We start from the raw sequence: 23,658 nt of genomic DNA, 5'->3' as shown, positions 1-23,658 counted from the left end.
CATAATAATATGTACTTTTAATAATTTGGAAAAGGTAATTTTCGTAAAAAAATGTTAATTAAAATAATGTTGGATGTTTTTTTGTAATTTTGCACATTAAAGCATTTTTACAAAAATTAGATAGAAAGTTTATGCCGAATCAAAAAATACTGTACATTACTACAGAGATGTATCCATATCAGGAAGATACAAATATGGCTGCAGTGGTAAACAAAATGGCACTTAAGATGCACCAAGAAGGCAATGATGTAAGAGTTTTTATGCCAAGATTTGGACAAATAAGTGAGAGAAAGTTTCAGCTTCATGAGGTAATCCGTCTTTCAGGGATGAATATTATTATCAATGACCTGGACCAGCCTCTAATCATTAAAGTAGCGTCTCTTCCGGGGGAAAGACTTCAGGTTTACTTTATTGACAATGAAGAATACTTCAAAAGAAAACAATATTATTTCGACGATGAAGGAAACCCTTTCGAAGACAATGACGAAAGAGCGATTTTCTTTGCCAGAGGAGTTATTGAAACAATTAAGAAACTAAACTGGGTACCGGATGTTATCCATTTAAATGGATGGATGGCTTCTTTCGTTCCAATTTATCTTAAAACGTATTACGAATCAGATACTTATTTCAAAGACGCGAAAATTGTACTTTCTCTTTACAATGAGAAAGATGCTGACCTGGATAAAAAGATTGACGAAAAACTACAGTTTGATAATATTTCAGGATTAAAAGCGTTAGATAACCCAACTATTAAAAGTTTTGTTATCGAGAGTATGAACTATGTAGATGCCGTTGTGAAAGGAGACGAGTTTCTGGATGAAGACCTGGATAAGGCTTTCAATGAAACAGCAACCCAAAAATCGGAATATCTGGACATAGATTCTATAAATCAACTTTATTAAAAACACATTTTTAATGACTCATAATCTTAAAAAGACCTTCGCCATGCTTCTATTGGCGATTTTTGGAAGTACATTCCTTTATAACTGTGAACCTGATCCGGATTCTCTTGGTGAGCAGTTGTTCAATAATGATGCTGCGCAAGGTAATGAAATTTCATATCCCGTTATCGCATACAATTACAACAATAATGATTCCATCAGAAGTGATGCTGCCAGACTGATCAGTGGGGTGAGCGAATCTGGTGCTGCTTCTTATGTAGGTGTACTGGGAGCCTTTACTGAAGGTGAATTTGGAATGCAGAGAGCATCGTATGTTACCCAGCTAAGAATGCCGGTAGATAATTTCGACTTCAATGGGGCAAATCCGAAAGTGGATTCTGTAGTCCTTGTGGTAAGACCACCAGCCAATACAACTACGAATACTTACTTCTTTGAAAGCGATTCATTAAAAACAAATACATTTGAGAAAAGTGATTTCCCTGTAGACGGAGTTGCTACGGCTGTTTCAATTGAGAGAAAAACGTATCCTGTTCGTAAATACGGTAAAATAGGAGGGGCTTCAAAATCAATGAAAATCAATGTACATGAAGTTACTACATTTTTAGACTCGAATGACGATACTTTCAAACGTTCCAATAAGAATATAAGTACTGGTGAACTGTTAGGTTCAGGAGTATTTAACGGTAACATCAGTTCTTTATCTATTACTAAAAAATCTGATAACTCAGTTGTATTTACCGGAAACTTAGGATTCAGAATAAAACTGAGCAATACAAACTTTTTCCAGACTCATATCCTTGATAAAAAAGGAAAACCAGAGCTTCAGGATGCTTCAAACTTTATCAGATATTTCAAAGGAATAAAGATTTCTGTGGATGAAACAGATAAATACCTTTACCAGTTCTCTCCTGATGATTTACAGCTTGTCATGTATTATAAATATGATAAAACAGAGAATGGAGCAACTACAAGACCACAAACAACACTTAATTTCAACTTAGGAGGTTCTAATGCTCATATCGGATTGTATGAATACAGCAGATCAGGATCATCTGTAGCTAATGCATTGGCTGCAAGTAATCCTAATGAAGGTGATGAGAGACTTTTTGTTCAGGGAATGGGAGGTCCTTCTGTTGTCGTGAAAATTAAGGATGAAACAATTGCACAACTTAAAGATGTTTACAATAAAGAAAAAGCAGGTATTGTAAGTGCTAAAGTTAGAATATATCTGGATCCTTTAAGCTGGAAAAATAAAAATTCAACAGAAGATCGTAAGTTTTCAATTTTGACCAATACATTAAACAGTAATGGTACTATTGATTACTCAAAGCTAGGCTTTACATCAGATCTGACTTCAGGACTTGGCCTATATTATTATAAAGAAAATCCTGGGTACTATGATTTTGTAGTAACAAAAACCATCAAGGATCTTGTTGAAGGTAAAAAAGAAACTGTAAGTGGAGTTGAGCAGCCGGTAACGAATAAACCGTTGGTGATCAGTGCCGGAACATTTGCCGCAACTGCTACAGGAAGCCTTTTAGGAGTTCGTAATACGACAAGAGCAATCGATATGAACAGAATTATCCTGACAGGTATAGATAAAACAAATACGAATCCAAAAAGAATCCAGCTAATGGTGACTTACGGGACGAAAAAATAAACATTAAACAACACTAGACAAAATAAAATATGTGCGGAATAGTAGGATATACAGGTTTTCAAGACGCTTATGAAATCGTAATTAATGGTCTTAGAAGATTGGAATATAGAGGGTATGACAGTGCCGGAATTGTTTTAGAAGGTTCAGATAACAAGCTGGAAGTAGAAAAAACAAAAGGTAAGGTTGAGGATTTGGTGAATATTTCGAAAGAACTAAAAGGAAAGTCTAAAATTGGAATGGGACATACCCGTTGGGCAACCCACGGAGTTCCTAGTGACAGAAATTCCCACCCGCACTTGTCAAATAACGGCAAAATCGCAATCGTACATAACGGTATCATTGAAAATTATGATACTATTAAAACGATGCTTACTGAAAAAGGATTTACTTTCAAATCAGAAACAGATACAGAAGTACTGGTAAACCTTATCCAGTATTTTATGGATCTTAATCCTGAAACTGATTTCCCAACTGCGGTAAGATATGCATTGAATGAAGTATATGGAGCCTATGCAATCACTGTACTTCATGAAGATTATCCTGGAGTATTGGTGGTAGGAAGATTAGGTTCTCCTCTGGCAATCGGAATCGGAGATAAAGAATACTTTATTGCTTCTGATGCCTCTCCTTTCGTAGAATTTACAAAAGAAGCCATTTATCTTGAAGAAGGACATATGGCAACAATCTCTCTTGAAAATGGAGTAGATATCAGAACCATCAATGATAACTCTAAAATTGAGCCGGAAATTCAGGAGCTTAAATTAAGCCTTGAACAGATTGAAAAAGGTGGATATGAGCATTTCATGCTTAAAGAAATCTTTGAACAGCCTAAATCGGTACACGATACAATGAGAGGAAGACTTCTTGTAGATGAGGGTGTGATTAAAATGGCCGGAATCTGGGATCATGTGGAAAGATTCAAAAATGCTAACAGAATTATTATTATTGCCTGTGGTACTTCTTGGCATGCAGGTCTTATCGGAGAATATCTGATAGAAGAATATGCAAGAATTCCTGTTGAAGTAGAGTATGCATCAGAGTTCAGATACAGAAACCCTATCATTACAGATAAAGATGTGGTGATTGCAATTTCTCAGTCTGGAGAAACAGCTGATACAATGGCTGCTTTAAAATTAGCAAAAGAAAAAGGTGCATTTATATATGGTATATGTAATGTTGTGGATTCTTCAATCGCAAGAATTACCGATGCAGGTTCATATACACATGCCGGTCCTGAAATTGGGGTTGCTTCTACAAAAGCATTTACAGCGCAGCTTACAATTCTTACTTTAATTGCATTTAAACTAGGAAAACACAACGGAAACTTAGGAAACGCTGAATTTATGAGCTTAATCTCTGAGCTTGATGCTCTTCCTAAGAAAATTGAAGAAGTGTTAAATACCACTCATGAGCTTACTCAGAATATTGCAAAAGATTTTGTGAAAGCTACTAATTTCCTTTATTTAGGAAGAGGATACAATTATCCTGCTGCCTTAGAAGGAGCCTTAAAATTAAAAGAAATTTCTTATATCCATGCAGAAGGATACCCGGCTGCAGAAATGAAGCACGGTCCAATTGCCCTGATCGATGAAAACATGCCAATTGTAATCATAGCACCTAAAAAAGGACACTATGATAAAATTGTAAGTAACGTTCAGGAAATTAAAGCGAGAAAAGGAAAAATTATCGCTGTAGTTAATAAAGGAGACCGTCAGGTGAGTGAAATGGCTGATTATGTTATTGAAATCCCTGAAACTTCAGAATGTTTCTCTCCAATCGTTGCTTCCGTACCTCTGCAACTGCTTGCTTATTACATTGCAGTATATAGAGGAGCCAACGTAGATCAACCGAGAAACCTTGCAAAATCTGTTACCGTGGAATAAAAAGATGTTGTAAATAAAATAAATTTAGATTTATTCCGTTATTTCAAAAAAAATCTTAAAAGTTTCTTAAAAAAATTATATATTTACGGCTTAATTATAAAAATTAACATGAAAAGGATATTTCTTTTATTATTGTCTGCGTCGGTAGCATCGGTATCTTGTTCAGGTGGTGGCAGCTCTTCTGTAGGGAAGCCAGGAACAAAAGGAGAATTGATACCAAGAGAAAAAACTAAATCATTTGTTGCGGAAAGACCATACGGAATGGTCGCAATTCCTGCAGGTTCATTTGTTGCTGGTTTAGCAGACCAGGATCCAACAAATACTCCTGAAAAAGCATCATTGAAGACTGTTACTGTTTCTTCTTTCTTCATGGATGAAGCAGAAACTACCAACTCGGAGTACAGAGTATTTATCAATTATGTAAGAGACTCTATTGCGAGAACTTTACTAGCTGAAGCTGCCGGAGAAGGTGGTGATGAAGGCGGACGTAAAGGAGCAGCAATAGGTGATTATGCATATCTTGCTAAAAAAGAAGAAAATTTAACACCTTATCAAGAATATATGGAAGGCCAGGGTGGCCGAGAAGACGGAAGCTATGATGCCAGCAAAAGATTAGATTGGAAAATTCCTTTACACTGGAGCACATCAAAATATCCGGATGTAGAATACGCAGAGGTTTTAGAATCTATGTATCTACCTTCTTCTTCAAGAATCGGAAACGAAAGAATTTTAGATGTAAGTAAGCTGAAATATACATACCGTTGGGGAGATATGGACGCTGCTGTTGCAGATAACGAAAGAGGAGCTAATTACCTAAAAAGCGAAAGTATTGCGATTTATCCTGATACTACAGTTTGGGTAAAAGATTTCCACTTTGCTTACAATGAGCCATTGTTTGAACAGTATTTCTGGCACAAGGCTTATAAAGACTATCCTGTTGTTGGGGTAACCTGGGATCAGGCAAGGGCTTATTGTAACTTTAGATCTAAATTGAAAACTGATTACAACGAAAGTTTAAAAAGAAAAAAACAAAGACCATTAGAGTTCCGTCTTCCAACAGAAACTGAATGGGAATATGCTGCAAGAGGAGGTATGCAAAATGCTACTTACCCTTGGGGTGGTCCATATTTAATGGACGACAGAGGTTGTTATCTGGCTAACTTTAAGCCTAAAAGAGGTAACTACATGGAAGACGAGAAAAAAGGTACTTATACATATACAGCTCCAGTTAAGAAATTTAAGAAAAATGGGTTTGGGTTATTTGATATGGCTGGAAACGTTTCTGAGTGGACATTATCTGCGTACAACAATTCTTCATACGGATTCTCTTCTACATTAAATCCTTCTACTAAAGATAAAAAGGATACTAAGAAGTCTGTAAGAGGTGGATCTTGGAAAGATATAGGATATGCACTAATGACAGGTGCTAGAGATTGGGAAAGAAAAGATTCCGCAAGAAGCTATATCGGATTCAGAACTGTACAGGACATTCCTGAAGCAGCAGTTAAGCCAAGAAGAGTTAACAGATAACTAATCAGATAATTATTTTTCAATAACAATTTTATTTAACATTAAAAAAACTAACTCAATATGTTTAAGACTAAAGATGCTTGGATGAATTTCTTTTATTCATTCGGTGCTGCAATTGTAATTCTTGGAGCTTGGCTTAAAATTACTCACATTACCTTGGGACCTATTAACGGTAACATCGCTCTTACCGTAGGACTTATTACTGAGGCGATTATCTTTATCATTTTTGCATTTGACCCTCCGAAATCAGAAGAGTCTTATGCTTGGGAAAATGTTTATCCTGAGTTATTAGATAAACATGCTAATCCAAATCCACTACACTCTAATGTATCTTCTAGAAATAATAACGCAGCAGCTCAATTTGCAGAATTAGAAAACTCTCTTTCAACCAAATTGGATAAAATGCTTGAAGATGCTAGGCTAGATGTTCAATTATTTGAAAGACTAAGAACAGGAATTGATAAATTTTCAAACTCTGTTGATCAGATCAATCAAACGGTTGACGTATCTGCTTCTACACATAAATATAACGACCAATTAAATAAGGCTGCTCAGCACATGGAAAGCATGAATGCTCTTTATGTAATGCAACTTGAAAGCGGTAAAAGACAATCTGAATTTGCTAACAAGTATGTGGCAGATATGCAGAAGTCTGCAGAGCAATCTGAAAAATTCAATCAAGAGCTACAAGGTTTAACATCTAATCTTAATAACTTAAATAGAGTTTATGGTGGTATGCTAACTGCTATGAAGTCTTAATTCCTAACCATTTCTAAATTTAACTACTTAATCAAAAAACAAAGAAAAGAGAATGGCACAAGGAAAACAGACCCCTCGTCAGAAGATGATCAACCTGATGTATTTGGTGTTCATCGCGATGATGGCCCTAAATATTGATGCAGAAATCATCAGATCATATTATGATTCTACTAAAGCATTAAATGAAACCAGAACTTTAACAGAAAGAAAGAACGAGAAGATCTTTGAAAGAACATTGGAAGCTAAGGCTCAACAAGTTCCGGATACTTACGCACAGCCTTGGGGACAGTACAAAGTATTGAAATCCAAAATTGATCTGTTGGTAAAATCCTCTCAGGATATCAAAGATTTGTTAAAAAAACAATCTGAGTTTCATGATAAAGATCCTCAAACAGGAAAAGAAATTGATGTAAGCGAAAATTTTGCTGCATTGAACAATAATGAAGCAACTACTGAATATTTCTTTAAAGAAGGTGATGAAAATACTCCTTCGAAGAATGCATTAGATCTGAAAGCTAAAATTGATGATGTAAGAAATTACATTAACGCTACTTTTGGAAATAATGAGCAGTTAAAAGATCTAGTTGCCAGAGCAAATAAGTCTCTTATTGCGGAGTACCCTAAAGGAACATCTCCAAATGAAAAGACTTGGTTCCAGAATAAATTTTATCACCAGCCATTAATCGCTGCAATATCTAATCTGGAAATTATCCAAAATGATGCCAGAAACGTTCAGTCTGATGCATTGGCACTATTACTTCAGGAAAAAGTAGATGCGAGTATTAAATTCTCAAGCTACGAACCTATTGTTTCAGGTCCGGTAGATATCCAGGCAGGAAAACAGGCAGAAGTAAAAGTAATGTTGGGTACTTATTCTAACAGTAATAAGATCAGCATCTCTGGTGTAGGTAAAGTTGAAAATGGTAAAGGAACAATCGCAATTTCAGGTTCTGGAATTGGAGAGCATAAATTAGGAGGTACCATTACATTAACAGATGCTTCAGGTAAGCCACAATCTTTCCCATGGACGCATACTTATAATGTAATCGCAGGACCAAGAGAAGTAAAACTTGAAAAAGGATTATTACTTTCTGCAGATAAGATGAATGTAATGTATAGAGGACTTGAGAACCCTGTTTCAGGATCAATCTTAGGTGCTGACAATTCTAAACTTTCATTATCTGCTCCAGGTGCATCTGTAAGAAATACAGGCCCAGGAAAATGGATCGTAAAACCAACTTCAGGGAATACAGTTAAGTTGACATTATCAGGAATAGATCCTTATGGAAAATCTGTATCTCAGGTATTTGAATATAGAATTAAGAATGTTCCACCACCACAAGGTCAGATCAGAGGACAGAGTATAGTATCTATGCCTGCAACTTCTATCCAGAACCAAACGGTACAGGCAGCAATTCCTGACTTTGACTTCCCGGTTTCATTTACTGTAACTCAGTTTATGGTGAGAGTACCAGGTAGAGCAGCGTTACTGGTTCACGGAAATTCATTAAATGATGCCGCTGGATTAGTGAAAAATCTTAGATCCGGAGACGTAGTTTCTGTATTTGATATTAAAGTTACTGCTCAAGGTTTAGATGGTCAGGTTATTAAAAACATTACTCCTATAATCATTAACATTCCATAGGACTAAAATTGTAATTTATTATGAAAAAATATATTAGCACCCTTTTAGTATTAGTTTCGGGATTTGCTTTTTCCCAGACTATTCTGAACGCAGCTTCTCCGGAAGAGTTCAGACAGATGAGAGCAGAAAACAAACAAAAAGTTGGTGATACTATTGTAGATAAAACAGTAAAGCCTCTTGAATATGGTTTTGTAGAAGATAAAGATATCCTGAAGAGTATGTTTGTATGGGAGATCATTGATATGAATGATAAGATCAACCAGCCTTTCTACTATGACAATCCGGATGGTCTTCTTGCTACTCCTACAAGATCTTTATACCAGTTATTATTGGACGCTGCCTTAAGCGGAAAGATTGAGCAGGTATATGATGATGAAAACTTTACAGTAAAACTTTCTCCGGAAGGAATTCAGAAAAGATTAGAAAAAGTAATCATCAATGATGCTGCTATTGATATCTTAAACTCAGGAAGACAATTAACTGAGGCTGAAAAGAAACAATATACTGACGTTTTTAAGACGACTACTGACAAGGTAAAAGTTCTTAAGATCATGGGTATGTGGTTTATTGATAAAAGAGACGGACAGATGAAATACAGACCTCTTGGTATTGCTGCAATGGGACCAGATCCTGCAGTACAGGGAGTTATCGGTCCAGATGGTAAGCCTATCGCAAGTAATGATGAGCTTATTGACCTGTTCTGGATCTATTATCCAAGTGCAAGAGATATTTTAGCTAATAATTTTGTCTTCAACAGAAAGAATTCTTCTGCTGATCTATCTTTCGATGATGTTATCAATGCAAGAAGATTCTCTTCTATCATTTATAAATCTTCAAACGGTTTAGGAGACGGTACTATCAAGGACTATATCCCTAAAAATGCTGATGAGCAGTTGGAAGAAAGCGATAGAATCAAGGCACAGATTCTTGACATGGAAAATGATATGTGGAATTACTAGATTTCACTTGATATTTATAGAAAACCTGAGTATTTTTACTCAGGTTTTTTTATTATGAGAAATGTAGATTATATTATCGTAGGAGATGGATACGCAGGGCTTTTCCTGGCTCATCAGCTAATTAAGAATAACAAGTCCTTTGTGATCTTTTCTGAAGGAAGAAAAAGTGCTTCACAGGTGTCGGCCGGGATTATTAATCCTGTGGTCCTAAAAAAGTTTACCACATTCTGGAAAGCACAGGAACAAATAGATTTTCTTAAAGATAATTTGAAACAAATAGAATCGTATACTGGAGAAAACTATCTGATTGATGCTCCTATTCATAGAATCTTTCATGATGAAAATGAACAGAATTTATGGCTGAAAAAATCGGGAATTGAAGAATTATCGCATTTTCTTAACAAAAAATTTGATCGTTTAAATGTGGTAAAAAATGATTTTCTTACCGGAAAGGTGAATCAGTCTGCCAGACTCAATGTTAATGGATTTTTCAGTGGTTTATTCAGTTATTTCGAAAAAAATGATCATTGGGTAAAAGAAAAATTTGATTATACCCAATTGCATCCTTCAGAATCCACTTATAAAGATTTGAGTTTCAAAAATATTATCTTTTGTGAAGGAATGGGAGTGAAAGATAATCCCTACTTCTCAGAAATAGCGGTAATCCCCAATAAGGGACACCATATCAAAGTGAAACTTTCTCAACCTCTTTCTGAAAACATAACGATTAAGAAGAAACATTTTTTATTTCCAACCGGAAGTGATCTGTATTTTTATGGAGGAACTTATGACAGGGAACAGCTACATCATCACATTGATGAATCCGCAGTGGAACAACTGGTGAAAGGTCTTTCCGAATTTTATCCTTATGATTTTGAAGTGGAAGAAGTGCATTTTGGATTCCGCCCAACAGTAAAAGACAGAAGACCCATCATCGGAAGACATGAAACATTCCGTAATCTGTATGTTTTTAATGGACTTGGGGCCCGTGGAATCCTTAACGGATGCTATTTTTCCGGGGATTTGTTCCGTTTTATTGAAGAAGATATTCCATTGCATGAAGAAGTATCCCTGAACAGGTTTCAATAATGTATCTTAGTATAGATATTAAAAGCTGCAAAATTTATGAATGAAAATATATTAGGCATCGTTGCCGGAGTTCTTACTTCTGTTTCCATGATTCCACAGCTTGTAAAAGTAATCAGAGAAAAGAATGTAGAAGATATTTCTCTGCTCATGCTTTTAGTCCTCATTTCAGGGCTATCATTGTGGGTATGGTATGGTTTTGAAAAAGACGAGCTGCCTATTATCTTATCAAATGCTTTTGCTGTGATTGTGAATATAAGCCTTCTGGTATGCTATATAATCTACAATAAAAAAAGTAGATAAAGCACATAAAAAAGACGCCATACGAATATGGCGTCTTTTTATTTTTATGTAAGTGATATCAATTACTGAAGAACAAATTTTGCCAAAGGAGCCATTCTTGCTTTATTTAAAGTAAGAGTATTTCCATTTACAGAATAATTATCTGCGGCAAGGATTGCTTTGGTAAACTGATTTTCAATATCAAGATCTTCACAAGCCATCATGGTAGACATTCCCTGATTGAACTTAATTCTCATCATTTCAGGTTTGATCTCAAATGTTCCTCCTAAACCATTACATCCGGCATGTCCCTGGTATCTCATTCCATCCATTTCAAGTTTGAAATAAGGATTGTTTTTAGGGTTTTTCAGTTCAATCGGCTTCCCGTTAAGCTCCGTAAGTTTCCAGGTTTTTCCTGTAATATCACTCGTTGGCTTTTGTGCATTCTGTGTTTTACAAGAAACCACTAAAAATGTTGCGATAACAAGTGCCGATAAATAATAATATAAGCTTTTCATAATGTTTATTTTTTTAAGATGAATGCTAATCCCCATGCTAATACGATGCCATTTTTGCAGGACCAGACTCTTTTTTTGCCTGTTTAAGATGGAACAGAACCATATCTACATTCTTTTTCAGGAAAGTGATATTGCCTTTAATATCAGAGTATTGATACTCTTCATTGGAGGCCGTATATTCAGGTAAAGCATCACTTTTTTTAAGGTCAAAAGTTTTGCCGTTTAAATGGATTGTTGCTGTATTTTTGGTGTTGTTGATGGTTACTTCTATCTTTTCTCCATAGCTGTCCACATACACCTCTTTTGAGATGTCATCTGTATTTTCGGGAACAACAGCAGTGATGGTTTCAGCTTCTTTTCCGGGATGTTTACACGCTGTTAGGGAAATAATGGTCAATCCAAAAAGGACTGGTAATAATATTTTTTTCATAGTGATAAGTGATTTTAAAGTGTTTCATGAACTACGATGTTAATGCCTTATAAATTTACGAATATTTTTAATAAATATATGTTAATTTTTCATAAACTAACAGAAAGTTAAGATTTTAGCCAATTTAACTCACTGTTTTTTGAAACATTATTCACGAAACAGAAAGTAATAATTATGGTAGGAAATTGATGGGAGTCGTTGTTAATTCAGGTTTTTTAACGAACGTATTTTCAGAAGTATACTCTGTGTTTTTTTCATTTCTCATTTGTTGTTTGAATTTTCGGCAAAAATAATTCAAAAAGAAGAGAGTAACAATAAGTTAATGTTAATAATTCTAATTCATGATAAAGTTTAGGTTGAACTATTTTAACTTTCAGTTTTCAAATAAAAAGCTTCAAAAAAGAACAATTGTGCACTTCATGATGTTCAAAAAAGCAACAACACTATCATTAAATTTTCCTTAAATTGAAAAATATGGCTTGATTTTTGAAAATTGAAAACTGCGCAGATAGAATATCAAAATTGCTTGTATTGTGCTTGAATAGGCTAAAAGTTCACTATTTTTCAAACTTTTTTATTCAGGTATTTTAAAGGATAGTTAAATTTTGTTAATCTACTATGATAATATCATAATCTGGGTGTACATTTGCCACTTCAAAATGAGAAACTTTATAGTATACTTTTTAACGGGTCTTTTTCTGCTCTTTGTAGTAGAAAGTAGACTTGATGTTAAAACGCTAAGAAACGACTACAACGGTCATGTTTCTCATCATATGCCAAAAAGAGCCAACCGCCTGAACCAGACTTTTGAAAAACTCTCCGTTCAGCAGATGGCCGATAATGTAGACAATTCCACTTTAGAACTTGCCGAAAATGACTTTCAGCTGTCTGATGTATGGCAGGCTATTGTTGTCTTTGCCGGAGTTTTCAGCCTTGTCTATATTTTTGGATTAAAAAGCTACAAACGCTTTAGACAGGATATTCATGGCTTTGTTCTTGGATTAGCCACAAAAAGGTTTATTCTGATCCGCTCCATTAGAATTTAAAATTTTATCGATCTATTCTTTTTCTGCCTGATTTTCCGGGTGGAAATACTTTACGTTGTGTATATGTTGGTAATCAGCACATCGTACCCCTTTTATTACCGTTTATTTCTATTCAAAACATTAACGATTTATATAAACTCTAGAATTATGATAAAAAGAGTTGCTTCGGGAATTGCGCTGAGTGCCCTTCTGTTGGCTGTTGGCTGCAATAAGAAAAAAGAAGAAAAAGAAGAAGTTACCGTATATCCGGTGACATCCCCTGTAGTAATGGATACTGTAATCAACAAAGAATACGTAGCCCAGATTCAATCCGTAAAAAACATTGAAGTGAGAGCTCAGGAAAAAGGTTTCCTGGAAAAAATCTTTGTAGACGAAGGACAATACGTACAGGCAGGACAAACATTGTTCCGAATTATGCCTAAACTGTATCAGGCAGAATTATTAAAAGCAAAAGCAGAGGTAGAACAGGCTTCTATCGAGCTGAAAAATGCAAGTACATTGGCAGGAAATAATATTGTTTCCAAAAACGAAAAAGCAATGGCGAAAGCCAAGCTGGATGCCGCCAATGCAGAAATGAAACTGGCTCAGATCCACCTTTCATTTACAGATATTAAAGCACCATTCTCCGGTGTTATTAACAGAATTCCTTTAAAACTGGGAAGTCTTGTAGATGAAGGAGATTTGTTGACTTCATTATCAGACAATACAAGTATCTACACTTATTTCAATGTTTCAGAACCTGAATATTTGAGCTATCAGACCCATGCGGCTGACAGAGGCAGCAATCAGGTCGCTCTGATTACGGCAAATGGAGAAACGTATACCCAGAAAGGAGAAATCCAGACGATTGAAGGAGAATTTGATAATGAAACAGGAAATATTGCCTTCCGTGCAAAATTCCCAAATCCTGATAAACTTCTGAGAAACGGAGAAACGGGTAAAGTACAGATGTCAATGCCTGTTCATAATGCTTTGATTATTCCGCAGAAAGCCACTTATGAAATACAGGATCAGAAATATGTATTTGTTATTGATAAAAACGGAGTAGCAAAATCCAGAAATATCAAAGTAGCTTATGAACTTCAGGATCTTTATGTAGTAGGTTCAGGAATTTCAAAAGGAGATCAGATTCTTCTGGAAGGAGTTCAGAAAGTGAAGGATGACCAAAAGGTGAAAACAAAATTCCAGGATCCTAAGAAAGTTCTTCAATCATTGAAATTAAAAGCAGAGTAATGGTCTCTAAAGTGAAGCAGTATGTTTAAAAAATTCATTCGCAGACCAGTTCTGTCTATAGTAATCTCATTGATTATTGTATTTATGGGAATATTGTCATTGGTGAAACTTCCGGTGACCCAGTTCCCATCCATTTCTCCCCCTAAAGTAAATATCACCGCAGAATATCCCGGAGCGAACAACGAATTGTTGATTAAATCCGTAGTGATCCCCTTGGAAAGAGGATTAAATGGTGTTCCCGGAATGAAATATATGACCTCAGATGCAGGGAATGACGGGGAAGCTTCCATCCAGATTGTATTTGACCTGGGGACAGATCCCAATGTAGCCGCAGTTAACGTTCAGAACCGTGTATCTTCAGTAGTAAATAAGTTACCTCCTCTTGTAGTACGTGAAGGGGTGAAGATCACTCGTGAAGAGCCTAACATGTTGATGTATATTAACCTGTACAGTGATGATCCTAAAGCTGACCAGAAATTCCTCTTCAACTATGCAGATATCAATGTGATGTCTGAGTTGAGAAGGGTAAGTGGTGTTGGTTTTGCGGATATCCTGGGAACCCGTGAATATGCCATGCGTATCTGGCTTAAACCGGATAGATTAACCGCTTATAATATTTCAGCTGATGAAGTAATGGAATCTCTGAATGAGCAGAGTTTGGAAGCTTCCCCCGGGAAAACGGGAGAAAGTTCCGGAAAGCGCTCTCAGTCCTTCGAATATGTATTAAAATATCCTGGACGTTTTAATAATGAAAAAGATTACGGAAACATTATTCTAAAGGCAAAACCGAATGGAGAATCTGTAAGGCTGAAAGACGTTGCCGATATAGAATTTGGAAGTTCCATGTATGATATTTATTCCACATTGAACGGAAAACCTTCTGCGGCGATCACCGTAAAACAATCCTATGGTTCCAATGCAAGTGACGTTATCAAAAACGTGAAAGCATTAATGAAGGATCTGGAGAAAAATAACTTCCCGAAAGGAATGCACTACGATATCAGCTATGACGTTTCAAGATTCCTGGATGCATCCATGGAAAAAGTAATCCATACCTTGTTTGAAGCCTTTATTCTGGTAGCAATTGTGGTATTCCTGTTCTTGGGTGACTGGCGTTCTACATTGATTCCTGCACTGGCAGTTCCGGTTTCATTGGTAGGAACATTTGCCGTCATGTCCGCATTTGGAATTACCCTGAATATGATTTCCCTCTTTGCTTTGGTAATGGCAATCGGGGTAGTAGTAGATGACGCGATTGTAGTGATTGAAGCCGTTCACGCCAAGATGGAAGAGAAGCATCTTTCCCCTTTGAAAGCCACAGAAGAAGCAATGCATGAGATCAGTGGAGCAATTATCGCAATTACATTGGTAATGGCATCCGTATTTATTCCGATTGCATTTATGTCTGGTCCGGTTGGGGTATTTTACCGCCAGTTCTCCATTACAATGGCTTCATCCATTATCCTATCGGGAATTGTTGCCCTTACTTTGACACCGGCATTATGTGCGCTGATCTTGAAAAATAATCACGGAAAAGCTAAAAAGAAAACTCCGATTACTATCTTCCTTGATAAATTCAATAACCTGTTTACAAAAGGAGCAGGGAAATATGAGAAGATGCTGAATAAAACAGTGACAAAAAAGACAATAACATTACCATTGTTATTAGCATTTTGTGCCTGTACATTCTTCCTGAGTAACTCTTTGCCTTCAGGATTTATTCCTGCGGAAGATCAGGGAATGATTTACGCAATTATTCAGACACCTCCGGGATCTACTTTGGAAAGAACCAATCAGATTGCCAAAGAGCTTTTAAGAGAATCTGAAGATATTGATGGCGTGCAGTCCGTTTCCTCCCTTGCAGGATATGAGATCTTGACTGAAGGTACGGGATCCAACTCCGGAACCTGTCTGATCAACCTTAAAAGCTGGGAAGAACGTAAGGAATCTGCTGCTGAAATCATTGAAAAACTCGAAGAAAAAGCCAAAAATATTCCCGGAGCCAATATTGAATTCTTCCAGCCGCCTTCCGTTCCCGGATATGGAGCTGCAGGAGGTTTTGAACTTCGTTTGCTGGATAAAGCAGGAAGTGGAGATTATCATAAAATGGAGCAGGTAAGTAATGATTTTGTGAAGGAGCTTAAAAAACGTCCGGAACTTGGATCTGCATTTACATTCTATTCTGCGAGTTTCCCACAGTACATGCTTAAAATAGACAACGATCTTGCAGAGCAAAAAGGGGTAACCATTGAAAAAGCAATGGATAACTTATCTACATTGATCGGATCCAACTATGAGACGAGTTTCATCCGTTTCGACAGACCTTATAAAGTAATTGTTCAGGCCGGTCCTCAATACCGTGCTTTGCCAACAGATCTGTTGAAACTCTATGTTAAAAACGATAAAGATCAGATGGTTCCTTACTCGGATTTCATGAGATTGGAAAAAGTATACGGATTATCAGAGATCACAAGACACAATATGTATAACTCAGCAGAGGTGAGTGGAACTCCTGCGCCGGGATATAGTAGTGGACAGGCGATTAAGGCCATTCAGGAAGTAGCAGACAAAACACTTCCAAGAGGTTTTGGTATCGACTGGGCGGGGATTTCAAAAGATGAAGTAAGCCGTGGAAATGAAGCCGTATTTATCTTCCTGGTATGTTTAGGATTTGTTTATCTGATCCTTTCTGCACAGTATGAAAGCTTTATCCTTCCGCTGCCGGTAATTTTATCCCTTCCGGTAGGTATTTTCGGAGCCTTTTTATGTTTAAAACTTTTAGGGCTGGAAAATAATATCTATGCTCAGGTGGCCATGGTCATGCTTATTGGACTTTTAGGTAAAAACGCCGTGTTAATTGTTGAATTTGCCGTGCAGAAAAAGGCTGAAGAAGGAATTCCTGTGGCAAAAGCTGCTATTGAAGGAGCTGCCATCCGTTTCCGTCCGATCCTGATGACATCATTTGCATTTGTTGCCGGATTGATCCCATTGGTCATCGCAACAGGGCCGGGAGCTGTCGGTAACAGAACTATTGGTACTGCAGCCGCAGGAGGGATGTTAATCGGAACCATTTTCGGATTAATGATTATCCCGGGACTGTATTATATCTTCGGAACAATTGCAGATAAGTCGAGACTGGCGAGATATGAAGAAGAAAATCCTTTAACAGAACAAACTGAACCTTATGAACATGATGGAAAATTCGAAGACTAAAAATATATTTACAGCCATTGCCTTATCGCTTGTACTCGCAAGCTGTAAGGCGCCAATGGCGACTGTCATAAAAGATGAGGTAAAAGAAAATATTCCTCAGAACTTTAATCAGGAAGAGCAGCAGGATGCCAATAACAACAGCGGAACAACTCCCTGGAGACAGTTCTTTACAGATCCCAATCTGGTAACCCTGATTGAAACAGCTTTAAAAAATAATCAGGAACTGCTGATCACGCTTCAGGAGATTGAAATCGCGAAAAGTGGGGTCTTAGCTAAAAAAGGAAGACTTACTCCAACTGTTTCTGCCGGAATAGGAGCTGGGCTGAAAAAAGCCGGACGTTATACCAGTGAAGGAGCAGGGGATGCTACTACTGAAATAGAACCTGGAAAAGAAATGCCGGATCCGCTTGGAAACTTTGAAGCAGGATTAAACGCAAGCTGGGAGATTGATATCTGGAAAAAACTCAGAACAGAAAAGGAATCTGCAGTGGCACATTATCTTTCTACAGTGGAAGGGAAGAACTTTGTTTTATCTAATCTTATTGAAGAAGTTGCAGACAATTATTATGAATTGTTGGCTCTTGATAATCAATTAGACATTATACAACAATATATAAAGCTTCAGCAAAGAGCACTGGAGATTTCCAAAATTCAGAAAGAAGCTGCTGCTGCAACGGAACTTGCCGTGAAAAAGTTTGAAGCAGAATTGGCGAAATCCAAAGCTGCAGAATATACAATCCGCCAGCAGATCACTGAAAAGGAAAATGAAATTAATGCTTTATTGGGAAGATATCCACAGCCGATTGTGAGAACTAAGGAAAACTTTATGTCTACCATTCCACCGACTGTATATACGGGAATTCCGTCTCAGTTATTGGCTAACCGACCTGATATCAAGCGTGCAGAATTGGAATTAAAGGCTTCAAAGCTGGATGTAGAAGCGGCAAGAAAAGAATTTTATCCTTCCCTTGAAATTTCTGCAACATTAGGTCTTGAGGCGTTCAAACCTTCTTACCTTGTTAAATTGCCGGAATCCATTGCTTATAATCTGGCCGGTGAACTGGCAGGGCCGCTGATTAATAAAAGTGCGATAAAAGCAAACTTCCAGACCGCAGATGCAAAACAGGTTCAGGCACTATACGAATATGATAAAACCATTTTGAATGCCTATCTGGATGTTGCGAACCTGATGTCAAAAGTTAAAAATATAGATCAGTATTATCAACTGAAATCGCAGGAAACCAAAGCGCTGGATCAGTCTATTGATATTGCCAATCAATTGTTCCGTAATTCAAGAGCGGATTATCTTGAAGTTCTTTTAAACCAGAGAGATGCTCTGGATGCTAAAATGGAGCTCATCGAAGCAAAACAGAAACAGCTCAGCACCGTAGTCGATATCTATAAAAGTTTAGGTGGAGGCTGGAAATAAAACATCATAATTCTATCAATAAACAGTTAATGTTTTTTGGAGGGTCAATTCTTTTAGGATTGGCCCTTTTTATTTTTAATACGACAGGTTTTGTCGCTCCATATAAATAATTTTACATCAGAATAAGGCTGAATTTACTATAAATAAAGAAAAGTAAATAATAAATAGTATGATTTACAGGATACCACATTAAAGTAATTTTTGTGTCTTAAAAAGTATTAAATTCGCGAAGTTTTAAAAAACTAATTACTAACTCAAAAAACGACAACACGGGAATGAGAAAACTTTATCTCGGTGCATTCACTCTATGCACAATCCTGGGCGTATCTGCTCAGGAAGTGGTGTGGCAGAAAGACATCAAATCCTCTACCCAGGATTTCTTAAGCCAGATCACCACCACCATCGATCAGCAATATCTGATCACGGGAAGTTCTATTCAAAGCGATAAGCAGCAAGCTTTAGGCAGTAAGCAAAACAACGGTTACGATTTCCATCTGGTAAAACTCAACCAGCAGGGACAGGAAGTCTGGGAGAAATATTTTTCAGGATCCAATCATGATTATTTATCTGCAACCGTCACCACTCAGGATGGCGGATTTTTACTGGCTGGAACTTCTTATTCCGGTAAAGGATTAGATAAAAAAGAAGATTCCAAAGGAGGCTCCGATATCTGGCTGATCCGAATCAATGAATTTGGCGATGAATTATGGCAGAAAACTTTAGGAAGCACTTCCGATGAAGAAGCCAGAGCAGTCATTCAAACTACAGACCTAGGATTCTTTGTAGCCGGGAATGTACAGAGCTCATCAAAAGGCTACGGCTCCAAAGATGTCTGGATCACAAAATTGGATAAAAACGGAAAAGAATTATCCCAATTAATCTTAGGTGGAAAAGGCTTAGATGAAGTCGAAAAGATGATTCCCACGAAAGACGGCGGCGCATTGCTTGGAATTTATTCAAGAAGCACATCTGTTAAAACAAATAATCAGCAATCAACAACCAACACTAATATTCCGTCTGACAGAACTGCAACCCATAACCTGTTATCTGCAACCTCAAAGCAAAGCGACAACTTCGGTGAAGGCGATTACTGGATTGTCAAGTTAGACAAAAACGGAAAAGTAGAATGGGAAAAGAACTTTGGAGGCAAAGGTGATGACCACATCAGAACCCTGGCCTTAACTTCAACTGGCTTTATCATTGGTGGAGAATCCAGATCAGAAAGATCAGGCAATAAAACGGTAGGTCTGGAAGAAGGAACAGACCTTTGGCTGATTGCTTTAAATGAAAGAGGGGATGAACAGTGGCAGAAATCCTACAATTTCAAGAACCGGGATATTCTGATGGGTATGAGTGTGATTCAGAGCCAAGATACAAGAACCAAGAATCAAGACTTTACAAAAGGAATATTGTTGGGAGGTTATACCCAGGCTGAAGGAAGAATACAGACCGATGATGAAACCTTCTGGATGCTATACCTCGATCAGAACGGAAATGAGCAGTGGAGAAAACACGTGAAAGGAGAATCCAGACAAAAAGAGGAAAGGCTTTCCGACTTAAAACTGAACAGAGATGGCTCTATTATTTTGGCCGGAACCAGTGCAGAAGAATTGGGGGAAAGAAAACTGGAAGATCGTAAAACTGGGTGATAGACAGGTGGATCAGCTCATTGAAAAATATGATATCAAAATCTATCCAAACCCTGTATCAGATTATGCCTACGTAGAAATTGGTTTTGATTTCAAGGAAGCTGATATTCTTTTATATGACATGAGTGGCAGACAACTTCAGAGTATAAAAACCAAGAACAGAGTAACGAAAATCAATACCCAGGCTTTAATTCAGGGAGCCTATCTGGTGACGATAAAAACGGATACCAACAAAACGGCGAATGCTAAACTGATTAAAAAATAATAACACGATGAAAAAAATAATTGCAGCTTCTCTGATTATCTGCGGGTGTGCTTTGGGCTATTCCCAATCTGTAGATCCAAAGGAGAGTAAATACAATCTGACTATAAAATCACCTGATGCCAGCCAGCTATCAAAGCATACGGATATTCCGACATCTACGCATACCGGAACTATTGGTATTGATATTCCAATATATACCATACAAGTGGGAGATTTTAGTCTTCCGATTTCTTTGAAATATCACGCCTCAGGAGTCAAGGTAAAAGAAACCGCTTCTAAGGTAGGTCTTGGCTGGTCTTTATCTGTGGGCGGAATGTCGCTTTCTAAACAGGTTTTAGGGCGTGAAGATAAAGGTAAAATTCAGTATATCAACCCGGATAGTTTCAATCCTGTTCAAAGCAATCTTAACGATTATGATCTGGCAAAAAGTATCAAAGAGGAATTCTCAACACTTGATACCCAGCCTGATATTTATTCCTTCTCTTTGGGAAGTGCTTCAGGAGAGTTTTATTATGACAGTTCAGGGAAAATTATTCAGATTCCCTACAGTACTATAAAAATAGAAGATTCCTTCGTTTTCACTGATGATCAGGGCATCAAGTATTATTTCAAAGCAGGAAATCAAACCCAAACTGTGGGGGGAAGTGCTCCTGCCCCTAATGATTTTAGTAATACTGATTTTATTATTACCCGAATCCTTTTGCCAACAGGGAAAGAAATAAAGTTTAATTATCAGGCAAGTAACTATAGTTATTTGAATAACTTTTACAAAGGACTTAAAATTCCAAGAGCATGTGTATACCAGAATGGTACAACCTATGAAGAATTTGTAACCAAAACGAATGTACTTTCTGAAAGTGTATTACAGAGTATTCAATTTGAAGGCAATGAAGTAAAGTTCGTGTATGGTAATCGTGAGGATATCAATAATGGACTTTCTCTAAATAAAATAGAAGTTAGAAATCCCCAGCAGGCACTGGTATCAGAGTATAATCTGGTAAAAGAGTATTTTACAAGTACGGACTCTCCATCAGCTCCTGGATATGATTCTGAAATTCCATATCTGATGAAAAGACTGAAGTTAAAAGAAGTGGTAAATCTGAAAGATAATTCAAAATATAAACTTCAGTATTATGAAAATAATCCACTCCCTAACAGATTATCAGATCAGACGGATTTTGTAGGTTTTTATAATGGTAAATTAACCAATCATGGAATCCCTTTTGTTGCATATGGCGATAAAATTTACGGTTTTGGAGATGATAAAAATCCTGATATTAACTATGCTGTTTCCGGAAGTTTAAAAGAAATACAATATCCTACAGGTGGTAAAATGGGACTGCAATACGAACTGGATGACTTTTATTTTGAAGGGGCTGAAACCCAAATAGGAAAAAAAGACTTTCTTATTTCAAATCTTGAAACGCTGGGCGGAATATTTAATGTTAATACCAATGGAAATACCGTTGACTTCAAAATTACCTTTCAAAGTACAGCCAATCCAAATGAAGGTCCGGAAGGCTCTTTACCTGAGGGACCACATTTTGTAGGAGAACTTCTGGATAATAACAATACCGTTCTAAGAACATTTCTGATCAATAAAGAATATGAATTTATGGAAAACATAAAACCTTCCTATAAAATCAGAATCAGAAAGGTAGGAAATGTCAGCAGCAGCCACTATGCCACCCTGAATGCCCAATGGTACGAAAAAGTTTCAGAAACCAAGCAGTACAATAAATCTGTTGGGGGAATACGAATTCAGAAAATAACGAAAAATGAGGCAGGGATGCTGACGAATGAAACAGAATTTATTTACAGGGATGAAAACAATAGATCTACAGGAAGATATATGGCAGATGATATTGAATATTCTTATATCCAGGAGATCGCAGAGGATCAGGATATGGGATATACCTGTGAACAAATGGTCATCAGTAATTCGGGAAACTTTAATATTAGTACGATCAACGGGAAGCCTACGATTTATGATAAGGTCATTACCCGGAATAAAAATGTAAACAACAATGCGGAAAGCTATGAGATAATAGATGAATATATGAATCTGTCCCATACCAATCCTAAAAATGCAAGAAATCCAATCTTTACCTATGCCAATAATCAGTTTGCGCGTGGGGTATTAACTGATAGAAAATATTATGACTCTCAACATAGACTCGTTAAGAGGGATTCATACACCTACGAATTTGACAATCATTTCAATAATCTTTCGAATGATTATAGTACAGGATTCCCTAGTCTTACCATAAGACCTTATTATATCGGTGTGAAATCTGTTGCCTGTGCAATTCATAATGCCAACGGGGTTTGTATAGGACGTAATTATACTTTTACGGTTGACCGTTTTGAAATATCATCTGCCTGGGTAAAAAAGAAAACGATGACAACTACTGATTATTTTGATAATAATAACACTAGTCAAATTACCAGTTATACTTATGACAGTAGTTATAGGCATACCAATCCGGCAATTGTAAATGTGGATTTTTCTGATCATTCAACACAAAAAACGGCTTACCGCTATGCCCATGAAAAAAACAACCAAAAGCTGATCAATGCTAATATGATAGGAATTCCTTTAGAAACGGAAACCACTCAAACTATTGGAGCTGCCACCCAAACCCTTTCCAAAACGGAAACGAAATATGAAAATCCATCGAACTTACTTCCTAGCTCAGTATTGTCATATGATTTTCAGAATAATCCCTCTACAGAGGTTACTTACGATCAATATGATTCCAAAGGAAATTTACAACAATATACTGCAAAAAATGGGATCTCAACAGTAATTGTCTGGGGTTACAATCAAACTAAGCTTATTGCGAAAATAGAAGGCGCGAAATTAACAGATATCCAGCAGTCCTTAATTGATGCTATTGTTGCGGCTTCCAACACAGATGCTGCGGCGGGAGCCAATAATGATGAAGCCGCATTTTTATCTGCATTGAATACCTTCAGAATGAACGCTTCATTATCTGCTTATCAGGTGACCACCTATACCTACGATTCCTTGATTGGCGTAAGAAGCATTACGCCTTCTTCAGGAATCAGAGAAAACTATATCTATGATTTAGCAGGCCGACTTGAAAAAGTGATGAATGCAGACGGAAAAGTGTTGAAGGAGATGAAATACAACTATAAAAACTAA

At 36.9% G+C, this 23,658-nt stretch carries 18 protein-coding genes; 16 read left to right on the top strand and 2 right to left on the bottom strand.

Annotated features, from left to right (window positions below; all coding sequences use genetic code 11):
- The first annotated feature begins 131 nt into the window (after positions 1 to 131).
- From JOE44_RS12665 to JOE44_RS12625, 9 genes are all read left to right on the top strand, one after another.
- The gene (locus JOE44_RS12665; RefSeq protein ID WP_105684721.1) at positions 132 to 902 is read left to right on the top strand and encodes a glycogen/starch synthase; all 771 of its coding nucleotides are present in this window, start codon (positions 132 to 134) and stop codon (positions 900 to 902) included.
- Positions 903 to 915: 13 nt separating this feature from the next.
- A complete protein-coding gene (locus JOE44_RS12660) occupies positions 916 to 2,562 on the top strand; it encodes a DUF4270 family protein (RefSeq protein WP_209785868.1) in 1,647 nt (548 codons plus the stop codon).
- Between the two features lie 29 nt (positions 2,563 to 2,591).
- Entirely contained in the window at positions 2,592 to 4,445 is a 1,854-nt protein-coding gene (gene glmS, locus JOE44_RS12655; RefSeq protein WP_209785867.1) for a glutamine--fructose-6-phosphate transaminase (isomerizing), read from the top strand.
- A gap of 108 nt (positions 4,446 to 4,553) precedes the next feature.
- The gene (gene gldK, locus JOE44_RS12650; protein WP_105684724.1) at positions 4,554 to 5,975 is read left to right on the top strand and encodes a gliding motility lipoprotein GldK; all 1,422 of its coding nucleotides are present in this window, start codon (positions 4,554 to 4,556) and stop codon (positions 5,973 to 5,975) included.
- A gap of 60 nt (positions 5,976 to 6,035) precedes the next feature.
- The gene (gene gldL / locus JOE44_RS12645; protein WP_105684725.1) at positions 6,036 to 6,734 is read left to right on the top strand and encodes a gliding motility protein GldL; all 699 of its coding nucleotides are present in this window, start codon (positions 6,036 to 6,038) and stop codon (positions 6,732 to 6,734) included.
- A gap of 52 nt (positions 6,735 to 6,786) precedes the next feature.
- Positions 6,787 to 8,379 (top strand): GldM family protein, encoded by a 1,593-nt coding sequence (locus JOE44_RS12640; RefSeq protein WP_209785866.1) that lies wholly within the window; start codon positions 6,787 to 6,789, stop codon positions 8,377 to 8,379.
- Between the two features lie 20 nt (positions 8,380 to 8,399).
- On the top strand, positions 8,400 to 9,338 hold the full coding sequence (gene gldN, locus JOE44_RS12635) for a gliding motility protein GldN (RefSeq protein ID WP_209785865.1): 939 nt from the start codon (positions 8,400 to 8,402) through the stop codon (positions 9,336 to 9,338).
- A 54-nt stretch (positions 9,339 to 9,392) separates the two neighbouring features.
- Positions 9,393 to 10,427, top strand: coding sequence for an FAD-dependent oxidoreductase (locus JOE44_RS12630; RefSeq protein WP_209785864.1), 1,035 nt, complete (start codon positions 9,393 to 9,395; stop codon positions 10,425 to 10,427).
- 36 nt (positions 10,428 to 10,463) lie between these two features.
- Complete coding sequence (locus tag JOE44_RS12625; RefSeq protein WP_209785863.1) at positions 10,464 to 10,727, top strand: SemiSWEET transporter; 264 nt, start codon at positions 10,464 to 10,466, stop codon at positions 10,725 to 10,727.
- Positions 10,728 to 10,789: 62 nt separating this feature from the next.
- On the opposite strand, the gene JOE44_RS12620 is transcribed toward JOE44_RS12625, so the two are convergent.
- Positions 10,790 to 11,224, bottom strand: a complete 435-nt coding sequence (locus tag JOE44_RS12620) for an META domain-containing protein (protein WP_209785862.1) — start codon at positions 11,222 to 11,224, stop codon at positions 10,790 to 10,792.
- Between the two features lie 37 nt (positions 11,225 to 11,261).
- Positions 11,262 to 11,654: a multicopper oxidase domain-containing protein gene (locus tag JOE44_RS12615; RefSeq protein ID WP_209785861.1), complete on the bottom strand. Its 393-nt coding sequence runs from the start codon at positions 11,652 to 11,654 to the stop codon at positions 11,262 to 11,264.
- Positions 11,655 to 12,313: 659 nt separating this feature from the next.
- On the opposite strand from JOE44_RS12615, the gene JOE44_RS12610 reads away from it, so the two are divergent.
- The 7 genes from JOE44_RS12610 to JOE44_RS12585 all read left to right on the top strand — a co-directional run bounded on the left by JOE44_RS12610 (position 12,314) and on the right by JOE44_RS12585 (position 23,658).
- Positions 12,314 to 12,700 carry a hypothetical protein gene (locus JOE44_RS12610; RefSeq protein WP_105684730.1) on the top strand — a complete coding sequence of 129 codons (387 nt, stop codon included), beginning with the start codon at positions 12,314 to 12,316 and terminating at the stop codon, positions 12,698 to 12,700.
- A 147-nt stretch (positions 12,701 to 12,847) separates the two neighbouring features.
- A complete protein-coding gene (locus JOE44_RS12605; RefSeq protein ID WP_209785860.1) occupies positions 12,848 to 13,933 on the top strand; it encodes an efflux RND transporter periplasmic adaptor subunit in 1,086 nt (361 codons plus the stop codon).
- A gap of 21 nt (positions 13,934 to 13,954) precedes the next feature.
- Positions 13,955 to 17,146: an efflux RND transporter permease subunit gene (locus JOE44_RS12600; RefSeq protein WP_105684731.1), complete on the top strand. Its 3,192-nt coding sequence runs from the start codon at positions 13,955 to 13,957 to the stop codon at positions 17,144 to 17,146.
- On the top strand, positions 17,118 to 18,575 hold the full coding sequence (locus JOE44_RS12595) for an efflux transporter outer membrane subunit (protein WP_209785859.1): 1,458 nt from the start codon (positions 17,118 to 17,120) through the stop codon (positions 18,573 to 18,575). The genes JOE44_RS12600 and JOE44_RS12595 overlap by 29 nt, the downstream gene beginning before the upstream one ends.
- A gap of 275 nt (positions 18,576 to 18,850) precedes the next feature.
- Positions 18,851 to 20,224, top strand: coding sequence for a T9SS C-terminal target domain-containing protein (locus JOE44_RS12590; RefSeq protein ID WP_245169780.1), 1,374 nt, complete (start codon positions 18,851 to 18,853; stop codon positions 20,222 to 20,224).
- Complete coding sequence (locus tag JOE44_RS25165) at positions 20,175 to 20,489, top strand: T9SS type A sorting domain-containing protein (protein ID WP_348635056.1); 315 nt, start codon at positions 20,175 to 20,177, stop codon at positions 20,487 to 20,489. Before JOE44_RS12590 ends, JOE44_RS25165 begins: the two co-directional genes overlap by 50 nt.
- 7 nt (positions 20,490 to 20,496) lie before the next feature.
- Positions 20,497 to 23,658, top strand: a complete 3,162-nt coding sequence (locus tag JOE44_RS12585) for a hypothetical protein (RefSeq protein WP_209785311.1) — start codon at positions 20,497 to 20,499, stop codon at positions 23,656 to 23,658.

Source organism: Chryseobacterium sp. PvR013 (assembly GCF_017833095.1).
GTDB lineage: Bacteria > Bacteroidota > Bacteroidia > Flavobacteriales > Weeksellaceae > Chryseobacterium > Chryseobacterium culicis_A.
The sequence above is the reverse complement of the archived record's forward strand: the minus strand, read 5'-3'. Positions and strand labels throughout refer to the sequence as shown.